We start from the raw sequence: 12201 nt of genomic DNA, 5'->3' as shown, positions 1-12201 counted from the left end.
GATCCGGCGCCCGCTCACACCGGCAGCGGCGCATCCGGCTTCACGTCGCCGATCGAGGCATAGGTATGCGTCTCCTTCACTCCGGGCAGCGGCAGGATGACCCGCGTCAGAAAATCCTGATAAGCGGCCATTTCGGAAATGCGCGCCTTTACCAGATAGTCGAAACCGCCGACGACCATATGGCACTCGAGAACCTCGGGCGCCTTCGTGACCGCCTCGGCAAACCGCTCGAAAATATGAGGCGCCGTGTGATCGAGGCGTACCTCGATGAAGACAAGCGTGCCGCGCCCGATCTTTGACGGATCGAGCACGGCCCTGACCGCGACGATAAATCCTTCGCGAAACAGCCGCTTCACCCGCTGGCTCGTGCCGGTTGGCGACAGGCCGACACGCGCCGCTAGATCGAGCGTGGTGCGGCGCCCATCCTCTTGCAGCAGCCGAAGAAGATTACGGTCGACGCCGTCGAGATCACTCACTTCAGGATTCACTTCAGAACTGCCTTTCTAATGTGAATTCCACTATCATCATCCCAAAAGAACGTATTTCAACGCAGGGGGTTGAACAATAGCCTGCGCTTTCGCCGCAGCGGTGGAGACGGTCTCCATCCCGGACATCACAGGGGTGGCAGGTCGTGGCAGACGCACGGGATTCAGGAAACCCAAGGCTGGCGATCATCGCCGGCCTCGCCATGATCGGCATCTACGCCATCCAATTCGTCGCCGCCCGCTTCAGCCTCCGGGAGCATCTGACGGCGACAGATTTGGCCACCTTGCGCTTTGGCGGCGCGGGGGTGGTCTTTCTGCCGATCGTCTGGCGCAGCGGCTTCGCACCCATGAGGGCGCTGGGCCGGCGACGGGCTCTGGCATTGGCGGCACTGGCCGGACTGCCTTATCCGCTGATCATCAATTGGGGCTTGACCTATGCGCCTGCCGCCCACGCGGCTGCGCTCTGCCCCGCGTCGATCGTCTTCTTTTCGTTCCTGCTGTCACGCATCGTCTTCAACGACGGCGCTTCGCGGCAACGGACCATCGGTGTCGTCACGATTGTCACCGGCCTGTTGCTGTTCATCGCGCCCGCGCGTGACGGCACCGGCGGCGTTCTCTTCGGCGATATGCTTTTCATCGGATCGGGTCTGATGTTTTCGACCTATGCCGTTCTTGTAAGGCAGTGGCGTGCCGATCCTGTCACGGCGACGGCTGCCGTCGTGCTGCTGTCTTGCCTGCCGCTGCCGGTTCTCTTCCTGTTCGCGCCAAGCCACTTCCATGCCGCGGCGAGCTCGGAGATCGTCAGCCAGATCGTGATCCAGGGCATTCTGGCCGGCGCGGCAGCCATGTTCCTCTACACTTACATCGTCCGGCAATTGGGGCCGCAGACGGCATCGCTGTTCCTGCCGGGCGTTCCGATCGCCACGGTGATTGTCGGCATGGCGGTGCTCGGCGAAACGCCGATGACGATCCAGTTCGCGGCGATTGCGATCATGGCCGTCGGGATGGGCTTGTCAGCGGTTGGGGGACGTATCGCAAGCGAACGTCTGACCGTCCCGGCACCCGGCGGATCGTGAACCTTTCAGCGGTGCGGCAAACTTCGGAAAAGCGATTAGAGGACCAGGCGATTCAAGGCGTCGGCGCGAACAACTCGGCCAGCCTCTCGGCTACCGTTCATGACGTTGAGATCGACATCGCCTTTGATGCCGTCGACGAGGCCCATATTGTGATACTGCCAGTAGATCCAGTCGTTCCCGCCCGGCCTGATCGCCAATGAGCGCAGCCAGCGCTGACGCGCGATGATGCCGCCGGAATAGGCGTCGGCCGCCTCGTCGGTCAGATAGAAAATCGCCTGCTTGCCGAACGCCGTCTCGACCGGGCCGAGGAAAGCGGCAAGTTCGGCGTTCAGCTGCTGCGGCGACGGACGCTGCGGGCAGTTGCCGCCGAACTCGATGTCGACCACCGGTGGCAAAAGCGGTTCGCCGGGCGGCACCGCCGAAATGAAGTTCTTCGCCTGATCGGCGCCCGGGCGGCAGAAGGTGAAGAAGTGATAGGCGCCGACCGCCAGGCCGGCCGCGCGGGCTTCGCGCAGGTTAGTGGCGAATTGGGTATCGACATGGGTGCCGCCTTCGGTTGCCTTGATGATGGCGAAGGCGACGTCGTCGGCCGCGACGCGCCGCCAGTCGATCTTGCCCTGGTGATGCGAAACGTCGATGCCCCGGATCGGGAACGCGGCGCGGTCAGGTGAAAAGCCACGGAACCAGAACAAGGCGGCCGCCGCGACGGCGCAGGCGACAACCACGCCGGCCAGGCCCCAGAAAACAATCCGCTTCCCCAAGACCATCCCCTGTCGGAAGGTGCGTTCGCGCCGGACCAGAGAACCGGCCGGTGACTTTTTCAGGCGACGCTCAGCCGCGCTCCTTCAGCAGCCGGCCCTTCTCGCGCGACCAGTCGCGCTGCTTTTCGGTCTCGCGCTTGTCGTGCAGCTTCTTGCCGCGGGCAATCGCCAGAAGCAGCTTGGCGCGGCCGCGGTCGTTGAAATAGATTTTGAGCGGCACCAGCGTCATGCCTTCGCGCTCGACGCTTTGCGAGAGCTTGGCCATCTCGCGCTTCGAGACCAGCAATTTGCGGCGGCGGCGCGGCTCGTGGTTGAAGCGGTTGGCCTGCAGATATTCCGGCAGATAGGAATTGATCAGCCAGATCTCGCCGCCCTCGGCCGAGGCGTAGCTCTCCTGGATGTTGGCCTGGCCCTGGCGCAGCGACTTCACCTCGGTGCCGGTCAGCACCAGGCCCGCCTCGAGCGTGTCGAGCACCTCGTAGGAAAAGCGTGCCTTGCGGTTTTCCGCAACGGTCTTGTTGTTGGGGTCGGCTTTTTTGACTTGATTCATGATGCGGAGAGGTGGCGCCTCATCCCTAATTAATCAAGCCGGCGTGCTTCATCGCCGCATCGATCTTTTCCGCGGTCGAAGCCTCGACCGTGACCAGCGGCGAGCGCACCATGTTCTCGATCCTGCCCAGCTTCGACAGGGCGTATTTTGACCCTGAAACGCCGGGCTCCATGAAGATCGCCTTGTGCAATGGCAGAAGCCGATCCTGCAGCTCGAGCGCCTTGGCGCTATCGCCGGAAAGCGTCGCTTCCTGAAATTCGGAGCAAAGGCGCGGCGCGACATTCGAGGTGACCGAAATGCAGCCGACGCCGCCATGGGCATTGAAGCCGAGGGCGGAGGCATCCTCGCCGGAGAGCTGGATGAAATCCTTGCCGCAGGTGGCGCGCTGTTCCGAAACCCGCTCGACCTTGCCGGTCGCATCCTTGACGCCGACGATGTTCTTGAAGTCGTGGCGCAGCATGCCCATCGTCTCCGGCATCATGTCGACCACCGAACGCGGCGGGATGTTATAGATGATGATCGGCAGCTTGGTCGCCCTGGCAACGGCGGCGAAATGCGCATAGAGGCCGCGCTGCGTCGGCCTGTTGTAGTAAGGCGTGACGACAAGGGCAGCATCGGCGCCAGCCTTCTCGGCATATTGCACCAGCCCGACCGCTTCCTCGGTGTTGTTGGAGCCGGCACCGGCGACGACCGGAACACGGCCCTTGGCCACTTCGATGCAGACCTTGACGACCTGGCGGTGCTCATCATGCGACAGCGTCGGCGACTCGCCGGTGGTGCCGACCGGGACGAGGCCCTTAGTGCCTTCGGCCAGCTGCCATTCGATGAAAGAACGAAAGGCTTTCTCGTCGAAGCGCCCGCTCTTTTCGAACGGTGTAACGAGCGCGGTCAGCGAGCCTCTCAGCATGTCGTCCAAACTCCTTAGGAACTATCGGGAACGTATCAGGTTTTAGCGATCGGTTTATCTGCGCGCCTTCTAACCGAAAGCGAAGCCGCGCACCATAGTCTCGACATGGTTTGGCGGCAAGCATCGGCGTAGTGCCAGCAAGCGCCATTCGAACAGCCTCGATAACCTTTTGTTTACGAGCCCTTCACGACCTAAGTTTAGGCTCTCGTTCGGGGGTCTTAAGTCCCCGCGTCCGCTGACGATGTGCTAGGATTGTGATAATGCCGACGAGGCGGCCTCATATCTTCGCGCTGCTTGGCGCGATCGTCGCGCTGACGCCGACCGTGGCGATCGGCGGCAGCGATGAAGTGCGGGTGACGGCTTCCATCCCCATGCCCGGTCCGCCGCAGGCGCCGGGCCAGACGTCGACCACTCCCGATGTAGCGCAACTGAAGAGCGGGCTCGATGCGCTCGCCGCCAACAACATTGCCGGCGCGCGCAATGCGCGCGACACGCTGCCCGCCACCTCGCTCGACCGGCATATCCTTGCCTGGGCGATCGCACTCTACGGCGGCGACCAGGTGCCGAGCGGCGAGATCGCCGATGCGGCCAAGATGCTGCCCGGATGGCCGGGCACGATCGCGCTGCGCAAGAACAGCGAGCGCGCGCTCTATCGCGAGGCCCCGCCGCCGCAAGTGGTTGTGCAGGCCTTCGGCCGCAGCCAGCCGCTGACGCCGGAGGGCGTGATCATCCTTGCCCGCTCGCAGGTGGCGCTGGGCAACCAGGCTGCGGCGCGCGCGGTGCTGGTGCCGTTCTGGCGCACCGAGAAGCTGGAAGCAAAGGACGAGGCGACCGTCATCAAGGAGTTCGGCACGCTGATCCCGGCGGCAGATCATCGCACCCGCATGGAGCGGATGTTTTATGCCGACCGGCCGGCCTCGGCGCTGCGCGTTGCGGGTCTCGCCGGCGCGCAACCGCTGGCGGATGCCTGGTCGGCGGCCGACAAGGGCGACAAGAACGCCGCCAGGCTGTTGAAGGCGGTGCCGGCGCCGCAGCGCTCGGCCGGCTATTTCTTCGCCGAGGCGGAATATCTGCGCAAGCAGCAGAAATTCGCCGATGCCGCTTCTGTCGTGATGAAGGCGCCGACCGATCGAGATTCGCTGGTCGACCCCGATGCCTGGTGGGTCGAGCGCCGCGTGTTGTCGCGCGAGCTGGTCGACCAGGGCGACATGAAGACCGCCTACAAAATCGTCTCCATGCACGCCGCCGAGAGCCCGCCGAACGCCGCCGAGGCCGAATTCCACGCCGGCTGGTATGCATTGCGCGGCCTCAACGATCCGGCGACCGCCGCCAGCCACTTCACGCGCATTACCCAGTTCGCCCAGGGGCCGGTCTCGCTGTCGCGCGCCTATTACTGGCTCGGCCGCGCGGCGGAAGTCGGCGGTCCGGGCAGCGCCACGGATTACTTCACGCGCGCAGCCAGCTACGGCACGACCTTCTACGGCCAGCTCGCCGGCGAGCGCGTAGGCTTGAGGACCCTCAACATCGTCTATCCGAAGCCGAGCGCCGCCGACCGCCAGAGCTTTGACGGCCGCGAAGCGGTCAGCGCGATCAAGCGGCTGCAGGAAGCGGGTTATGACCGCTATGTCGAGACGCTCTACCGCGACCTTGCCGGGCAGTTGACCAGCCCGGGCGAGTTGGCGCTGCTTGCGGTGCTGGCCGAAAAGCAGGGTAATCATTTCATGGCGCTGAAGGTCGGCAAGATCGCCGCCCAGCGCGGCATCGATGTCGGCGCGCTGTCGCATCCACTGGGCGTCATCCCCGATTCGGCCAATATTTCCGGGTCCGGCAAGGCGCTCGCCTATGCCATTGCCCGCCAGGAAAGCGAGTTCAATGTCGGCGCCATTTCCAGCGCCGGTGCGCGCGGCCTGCTGCAATTGATGCCGGGCACGGCAAAGCAGTTGGCGAAAAAGGCCGGCATGAATTTCTCGCAGGCGCGACTGACGACCGATGCCGGCTACAACGCGACGCTTGGCTCGGCCTTCCTCGGCGAGCAGCTCGACCGCTTCGGCGGCTCCTATGTGCTGACCTTCGCCGGCTACAATGCCGGCCCCAACCGCGCCGCCCAGTGGATGGCGAAATACGGCGACCCGCGCGGCAAGCAGATCGATGAGGTGGTCGACTGGATCGAGCGGATTCCCTACACGGAAACAAGAAGTTACGTGCAGCGCGTGATGGAGAATTACGAGGTCTACAAGATGCGTATTTCAGGCAAATACGACATTGTGGGGGATCTCGTGAACGGACGGAGCTGAGGGGTTTCTTCCCCTTCTCCCCTTGTGGGAGAAGGTGGATCGGCGCTTTAGCGCCGAGACGGATGAGGGGTGTTCCAGCGAAGTGAGACGTTGGCGTTCCCTGGAACACCCCTCATCCGACCTCGCTTCGCGAGGCCACCTTCTCCCACAAGGGGCCCACAAGGGGAGAAGGTTAGAGCTTCTCATTTGACGATCCCTGCTCTCGCCTGTAGCTGTCGGCCATCCCAGCGAGGAGCGGCATTCCGATGGCGAGCGATGAGTTCTCCGACTTCTTCTATACCGCCCCCGATGGCCTGAAACTCCATGCCCGAATCTATGGCGAAGCGAACACGAATGCCTGGCCGGTCGTCTGCCTGCCAGGCCTCACCCGCAATGCCCGCGACTTCCATGAGCTCGCGCTCTATCTTTCCAGCAAGGCGAAAATACCGCGCAAGGTCATCGCCTTCGATTACCGCGGCCGCGGCCAATCCGATTACGACCCGGATATCGGCCACTATAATGTCGGGGTCGAGGCCGGCGATGTGCTTGCCGGGCTGTCGGCGCTCGGCATCGAACAGGCCGCCTTCATCGGCACCTCGCGCGGCGGCCTGATCATCCATGTGCTCGGGGCGCTGAAGCCGGCCGTGCTGAGGGCCATCGTCCTCAACGACATCGGCCCGGTGATCGAGGCCGAAGGTCTTGCCCATATCCGCTCCTATCTGGACCGGGCGCCGAAACCGAAGACATCCGGAGAGGCGGTGGCGGCGCAACGGCGCGCGCATGGCGCCGATTTCCCAAGCCTCACCGACGCCGACTGGGCGCGCATGGTGGCTGCAATCTGCCGCGCCACCGAAGCCGGGCTGGTGCCGGATTTCGACCCGGCCCTGGTCGACACGCTGGCCGGCGTCGATTTCAGCAAGCCGCTGCCGGATTTGTGGCCGCAGTTCGACGCTTTAGCCGCCGTGCCGCTGCTTGCCGTTCGCGGCGCCAACTCTAAGCTGTTGTCCGCGGCGACGCTCAAGGAAATGCAGGAGCGGCATCCCGGCATGGAAGCAATCATCGTCGAAGGCCAGGGCCATGCGCCTTTCCTCGAAACCGGCGACCTGCCGGACAAGATAGCGGCATTCCTCGATCGGGTCGAAAATCAAGTCGAATAAAAGTAAAGCCTGAGACTAACTTAAAGCGCGTCGCGATGAAACGGATTCAGGCGACGCGCTTTAAGTCTTTGTTTTGATGCATGTCATTATCCCAAAACCGCCGCGCACTTTTGGGCGACATGCATTAGTCTCGGGCTTGTCGCTAAAATATAGATCCGTATCGGCCGGCGAGGCTGATCCGACCGGCCTATTTGCCTTTCGAGCGCTTGCGGGGCGCCTTCACCGGCTCCGACCCGCTCTCCTTCCGAGACGACGGGACCGGCGTCGGCGTTGTGAGAGGGGATGCAAACGCCGAATTTTCCGCCGGCCGCGCCGACTGCTCGTCGCTGCGCGGCTTTTCGAGAACGACGACGCAGCCATCGAGATCGTTGGTGGCCAGATGCGCATAACGCATGGTCATCGAGAGCGTCTGGTGGCCCAGCCACATCTGAACGCGTCGGATGTCGATACCGCCCTGAACGAGTCGCGAAGCGCAAGTGTGACGCAGAATATGCGGCACCACCTGGTCGTCGGCGCCGAGACCGACTTCGGCCTTCGCCTCATTCCAGATGGCACGGTATTGCGCCTGGGTGAGCTTGGTGAACGGACCTTTCGGCCGGCGTCCTTCGGTGTTCGGCGGCAGCTTGATCACGTCCTTGACGCGTTCGGTCATCGGAATGGTGCGGCTGCGGCCGGACTTGGTGATCCAGAAGGAGACCCGGTGTTCCTGAATGTCGTTCCAGATCAGGCCGAGCGCCTCGCCGAGACGGCAGCCGGTATCGACCAGGAAGACGGAAAGCCTGTAGGCATCCTCGCTGCGGCTCCTGATAGCCGCGAACAACCTCGCCTCTTCGTCCCTTTCGAGGAAACGAATCCGTCCCGCCCGCTCCTTCTGGCGGCGGAACTCGGGCAGGCTGTGGATATCTCCCATCTTGTGTGCCTTGCGCAGCAATTTGCTGAGGGCAGCCATCTTGCGATTGATGGTTGCGTTGCTGTTGCCGCGTTGGCGCAATGTACCGATAAGGTTGTCCAGGGTATTCTGGTCAAAGGTGCTGAAACGCTCTCCCAGAAGGATCTCGTCTATTTCACCGATGAAGGAGCTGACATTGTATTTATGCCGCCCGTCATCCCAGAGTATATCTCGATAAGCTGCAAAAAGCTCCCCGATCCGATACGACTTTACTTCTCTGATCTTGTTGTACGTGTAGTTGAACTTCGAATTCTGAGAAGAAAAGAACGCAAAATGACCAGAGGCCTCGGCCTCTTGAACCGCTTCATTCGACATTTTTTGGCCACACCCCCTGTGGTTATGGGTCCAGCCCTAACCGTTTGGAGATGTCCTTTCAAGAGTTTTCGAGTCTTATGGCCGATCCCATCCACCGCAGCGGATCCCACAAAATCATCCAACAGACTCAGTCAGCTTACCGTTTACCCCCATCCTTTCGTTTGCGTTGACCAACCGCGGAAAATAAAAACGGCCCGGGCGTAGAGACGCCCGGGCCGGATTTAGTTGTAGCCGTCCAGCCCTTAGAAGGAGCGCTGGAAGCGGAGGAGACCGCCGACGGCGTTCTTCTTGCTGCCTTCGATGCCAGTCCAGTTACCAAAGGTCGAGTGGTCGGTATGGGCCCAATCAACTTCGGCCGTGACCGTGAAGCCAGGAACGACGTTATAGGCAACGTTTGCTGCGAGACCAAAGTCCTTCGATTCATCATACGACGCCTGGATGTTGAACGAGGTCTTCTCGTTGAACTTGTAGGTGCCGCCACCCCAGACAGCCCAGTTCTCGCCCCACTGCTTGTAGAAGCCGCGATCGCCGGCCGGAACATGCCAGGTACCATCCGACAAATTGTCGTCGGTACCGTAGCCGCCCATGATGAACAGCGAGATCGCGTCGTTGACGTTCACATCTAGGCGAACCTTGCCGGCGACTTCCTCGTAGTTGCTGTCATAGGCAACGACGCCGGTGATGGCGCCCCAGCCCTGCGTCCACTTCAAGCCGCCGACAACATGCGGAACGTAGCTGTCGATCGTGCCGACGACGCCCGAACCTTCTTCAAGCGAGACCACGGCCGAGAAGCCGTTGCCAGCGTCGAAGTAGTATTGCACGACGTTGGTGTCGAAATCGCCGTAGGGAACCAGCGTATCCTGGATAACGTTGCCGGCGTAGCCGATGAACGTATTGAAGGCCGATTCGTCCTTACCGACGCGGAGGCCACCAAGCTGGATCCAGGCGAAGTTCAGCGAGACGCCGCTGTTGCCAGCAGCATTCGGCGCAAAGGTGGGATTCCCGGCTCCATCAGTACCGTCTTGCACGGCATAGGACCCATGGTTGGCGAAGTTGAAGCGGGTTTCGGTGTAGGTCTTCAAGGTGCCGAGCTCGGTTTCCTGGCCGGTCCAGGTCTTCAGCGTGAAGCGGGCATGCTTGTAGAAAGTACCCTGCTCGCCGCCATCTTCGTGATCGCCGGACTTCGCACCGTCGAACGAGCCGGGGTCGCCGACGCCGATGTCGTAACGGATATAGCCGCCGATGCGCAGGCAGGTCTCGGTGCCGGGGATGTAGAAGTAGCCCGAGCCGTACACGTCGCAGATCTTGACGTATTCAGCCGGTTCCGGCTCGGCGACGGTCACAGCGTCGGCGGCGCGGGCACCGGAAACTGCGATCAGGGCCGCAGCTGAGCCGAGAAGAAGGCTCTTGATGTTCATTTTCTGACCTCCAGTCAAAAGTTAAAAAACGGGTCTGGGTATTTTTTGCTGAAGGACAGCGTTCCCTGCCCCATCCCCACTACCGAAAAAGATGCGCACCGCGCCGCTCCTTCGAATGTGACCTTTACCCATGAGCCGGCGCCGTTCAACCACGATCGTATCGGCGCAAGGGCTGTCCGGATGCTATCCTTGGGGGTTGTTGCACAAATGACACGATTTGGCCTCACTCCGAAAGTTCTCGTTAACCATCGAGGCCGGCGAGGCCCTGAATCCGGGCGAATCCGGCAAAGGGCGGACCGAATTGCGGCGTGCCGGCGAGTCGGCTGCCAGGCAATTGCCGCAGAATCGCCACCTGAGGCCATGGAGCTGCGGCCGCTTGGCCTTTTTTCGCTGATTATGGCGCCGGCTTGTTGATTGTGCCGGCGCTTTTCTTTATCCAGCGGCGCGACGGAGAGGTGGCCGAGTGGTCGAAGGCGCTCCCCTGCTAAGGGAGTAGAGGTCAAAAGCTTCTCGTGGGTTCGAATCCCATCCTCTCCGCCACCCTACGCCCTGCGGGCTTCGGGTGGCAGGCCACCCGGAACCGCATTTGGGCGTGGGAGTGTCGCCCGAAGCTACGAAGTAGCGTAGGGGGACCATGTGGTACGTCTATTTCCTGCAGCTCCATAGCGGCGATGTCTATGTCGGATCGACAAACGATCTCCGGCGTCGCTTCGAATCGCATCAATTAGGACAGGTGACTTCGACCAAGGCTTATCTGCCTGTCACCTTGAAGGCCTATATCGGGGTCGAAACCGAGGCCAACGCGCGGCAACTCGAGCGATATTTCAAGTCCGGATCCGGCAAGGCCTTCGCCAGCAAACGCTTTTGGCAGACAGAGCCGCATTGACGGAATTAGACACTTATCCATTTGAAATAAAACAGAAAACAGCAGAATTAGCTGCTTTTTTTCGCTCTCCTCCGTTCGATTCTGACTGGAGGTCAGAAAATGAACATCAAGAGCCTTCTTCTCGGCTCAGCTGCGGCCCTGATCGCAGTTTCCGGTGCCCGCGCCGCCGACGCGGTGACCGTCGCCGAGCCGGAACCGGCTGAATACGTCAAGATCTGCGACGTGTACGGCTCGGGCTACTTCTACATCCCCGGCACCGAGACCTGCCTGCGCATCGGCGGTTATATCCGTTACGACATCGGCGTCGGCGACGTAGGCTCGTTTGACGGCGCGAGGTCGTTCGATCACCAGGACGGCGACGACCAGGCGACTTGGTACAAAAATACCCGCTTCACGCTGAAGACCTGGACCGGCCAGGAAACCGAGCTCGGCACGTTGAAGACCTACACCGAGACCCGCTTCAACTTCGGCAACCGCAACGGCTACGGCGCCTTCAGCACCGATGGCGATCCGATCGGCAATCCCGCCGGCAACAAGAACGTTTCGCTGAACTTCGCCTGGATCCAACTCGGTGGGCTGCGCGTCGGTAAGGACGAATCGGCCTTCGATACGTTCATCGGCTACGCCGGCAGCGTCATCCAGGACACGCTGGTCCCCTACGGCGATTTCGACACCAACGTCGTGCAGTACTACTTCGACGCCGGCAACGGCCTCTCGGCCGTGGTCTCGCTCGAAGAAGGTTCGGGCGTCGTCGGCACCATCGACAGCTACGTTCCGCATGTCGTCGGCGGCGTGAAGTACACGCAGGGCTGGGGCGCCATTACCGGCGTCGTCGCTTACGACAGCAACTACGAGGAAGTCGCCGGCAAAGTCCGCCTGGACGTCAACGTTAACGACCAGATCTCGCTGTTCGGCATGTTCGGCTACGGCAGCGACGGCAAACTCAATGATGTTAACCGCGATGGCCTCGGTAACATCATTGGTATCCCGGCTGGCGGCCGCGGCTTCTACAAGATCTGGGGTGGTAACTGGGCATTCTGGGCCGGCGGCACCTACAAGTTCAACGAGAAGACCTCGTTCAACCTCCAGGTGTCAGGGGATCAGGACAAGAACTATGGCGTGGCTGCGAACGTCGCCTACGACATCGTTCCCGGCTTCACGGTCACCGCTGAAGTCGACTACGATCACTTCGGCAAGTTTGACGAATGGACCGCCGACCCTACTTCGACCGTCAACTTCACTGGCGCCAACAAGAAGAACAGCGTCGGCGGCCTACTCCGTTTCCAACGCTCGTTCTAACAGGCACCGCCTGATTGAAGTCGAACCCGGCGGGCGACCGCCGGGTTTTTTGTAATGGAATGGCCATTGGATCAAGCTGCTACGATAGCACTGAATATCTGCGGGCTATCGTCCGCCGCAAATCG

Annotated in this window: 11 protein-coding genes and 1 tRNA gene; 6 read left to right on the top strand and 6 right to left on the bottom strand. The window is 61.7% G+C overall.

Features of this window, described 5'->3' with window-relative positions; translation table 11 throughout:
• Positions 1-14: 14 nt before the first annotated feature.
• Positions 15-476 (bottom strand): Lrp/AsnC ligand binding domain-containing protein, encoded by a 462-nt coding sequence (locus RFM68_RS09075; protein WP_320232391.1) that lies wholly within the window; start codon positions 474-476, stop codon positions 15-17.
• 155 nt (positions 477-631) lie between these two features.
• Here RFM68_RS09075 and RFM68_RS09070 point away from each other — a divergent pair, with 155 nt between their 5' ends.
• Positions 632-1561: a DMT family transporter gene (locus tag RFM68_RS09070; RefSeq protein WP_320232390.1), complete on the top strand. Its 930-nt coding sequence runs from the start codon at positions 632-634 to the stop codon at positions 1559-1561.
• A gap of 35 nt (positions 1562-1596) precedes the next feature.
• Here the strand turns inward: RFM68_RS09070 and RFM68_RS09065 are convergent, their stop codons facing one another.
• From RFM68_RS09065 to dapA, 3 genes are all read right to left on the bottom strand, one after another.
• A complete protein-coding gene (locus tag RFM68_RS09065) occupies positions 1597-2322 on the bottom strand; it encodes a glycoside hydrolase family 25 protein (RefSeq protein WP_320232389.1) in 726 nt (241 codons plus the stop codon).
• Positions 2323-2392: 70 nt separating this feature from the next.
• Entirely contained in the window at positions 2393-2872 is a 480-nt protein-coding gene (gene smpB, locus RFM68_RS09060) for an SsrA-binding protein SmpB (protein ID WP_320232388.1), read from the bottom strand.
• Between the two features lie 25 nt (positions 2873-2897).
• Positions 2898-3779 (bottom strand): 4-hydroxy-tetrahydrodipicolinate synthase, encoded by an 882-nt coding sequence (gene dapA / locus RFM68_RS09055; protein ID WP_320232387.1) that lies wholly within the window; start codon positions 3777-3779, stop codon positions 2898-2900.
• A 260-nt stretch (positions 3780-4039) separates the two neighbouring features.
• On the opposite strand from dapA, the gene RFM68_RS09050 reads away from it, so the two are divergent.
• Both RFM68_RS09050 and RFM68_RS09045 read left to right on the top strand, forming a co-directional pair.
• Positions 4040-6073, top strand: a complete 2034-nt coding sequence (locus RFM68_RS09050; protein ID WP_320232386.1) for a lytic transglycosylase domain-containing protein — start codon at positions 4040-4042, stop codon at positions 6071-6073.
• Between the two features lie 245 nt (positions 6074-6318).
• Positions 6319-7209: an alpha/beta fold hydrolase gene (locus tag RFM68_RS09045; protein WP_320232385.1), complete on the top strand. Its 891-nt coding sequence runs from the start codon at positions 6319-6321 to the stop codon at positions 7207-7209.
• 187 nt (positions 7210-7396) lie between these two features.
• Here the strand turns inward: RFM68_RS09045 and RFM68_RS09040 are convergent, their stop codons facing one another.
• Both RFM68_RS09040 and RFM68_RS09035 read right to left on the bottom strand, forming a co-directional pair.
• On the bottom strand, positions 7397-8473 hold the full coding sequence (locus RFM68_RS09040) for a tyrosine-type recombinase/integrase (RefSeq protein ID WP_320232384.1): 1077 nt from the start codon (positions 8471-8473) through the stop codon (positions 7397-7399).
• Between the two features lie 242 nt (positions 8474-8715).
• The gene (locus tag RFM68_RS09035; protein ID WP_320232383.1) at positions 8716-9891 is read right to left on the bottom strand and encodes a porin; all 1176 of its coding nucleotides are present in this window, start codon (positions 9889-9891) and stop codon (positions 8716-8718) included.
• A 449-nt stretch (positions 9892-10340) separates the two neighbouring features.
• Here RFM68_RS09035 and RFM68_RS09030 point away from each other — a divergent pair.
• From RFM68_RS09030 to RFM68_RS09020, 3 genes are all read left to right on the top strand, one after another.
• Positions 10341-10431, top strand: a tRNA-Ser gene (locus tag RFM68_RS09030).
• 94 nt (positions 10432-10525) lie between these two features.
• Complete coding sequence (locus RFM68_RS09025) at positions 10526-10777, top strand: GIY-YIG nuclease family protein (RefSeq protein ID WP_320232382.1); 252 nt, start codon at positions 10526-10528, stop codon at positions 10775-10777.
• 99 nt (positions 10778-10876) lie between these two features.
• Positions 10877-12076, top strand: a complete 1200-nt coding sequence (locus RFM68_RS09020) for a porin (protein WP_320232381.1) — start codon at positions 10877-10879, stop codon at positions 12074-12076.
• Positions 12077-12201: the final 125 nt, after the last annotated feature.

The organism is Mesorhizobium montanum (assembly GCF_033977145.1).
GTDB classification, from domain to species: Bacteria; Pseudomonadota; Alphaproteobacteria; order Rhizobiales; family Rhizobiaceae; genus Mesorhizobium; species Mesorhizobium montanum.
The sequence above is the reverse complement of the archived record's forward strand: the minus strand, read 5'-3'. Positions and strand labels throughout refer to the sequence as shown.

Excerpts from the sequence above, each read along its gene's own strand:
- RFM68_RS09035 (WP_320232383.1), bottom strand. The coding sequence starts at position 9,891 with ATGAACATCAAGAGCCTTCTTCTCGGCTCAGCTGCGGCCCTGATCGCA.
- RFM68_RS09045 (WP_320232385.1), top strand. The coding sequence starts at position 6,319 with ATGGCGAGCGATGAGTTCTCCGACTTCTTCTATACCGCCCCCGATGGC.
- dapA (WP_320232387.1), bottom strand. The coding sequence starts at position 3,779 with ATGCTGAGAGGCTCGCTGACCGCGCTCGTTACACCGTTCGAAAAGAGC.
- RFM68_RS09020 (WP_320232381.1), top strand. The coding sequence starts at position 10,877 with ATGAACATCAAGAGCCTTCTTCTCGGCTCAGCTGCGGCCCTGATCGCA.
- RFM68_RS09040 (WP_320232384.1), bottom strand. The coding sequence starts at position 8,473 with ATGTCGAATGAAGCGGTTCAAGAGGCCGAGGCCTCTGGTCATTTTGCG.
- RFM68_RS09025 (WP_320232382.1), top strand. The coding sequence starts at position 10,526 with ATGTGGTACGTCTATTTCCTGCAGCTCCATAGCGGCGATGTCTATGTC.
- RFM68_RS09050 (WP_320232386.1), top strand. The coding sequence starts at position 4,040 with ATGCCGACGAGGCGGCCTCATATCTTCGCGCTGCTTGGCGCGATCGTC.
- smpB (WP_320232388.1), bottom strand. The coding sequence starts at position 2,872 with ATGAATCAAGTCAAAAAAGCCGACCCCAACAACAAGACCGTTGCGGAA.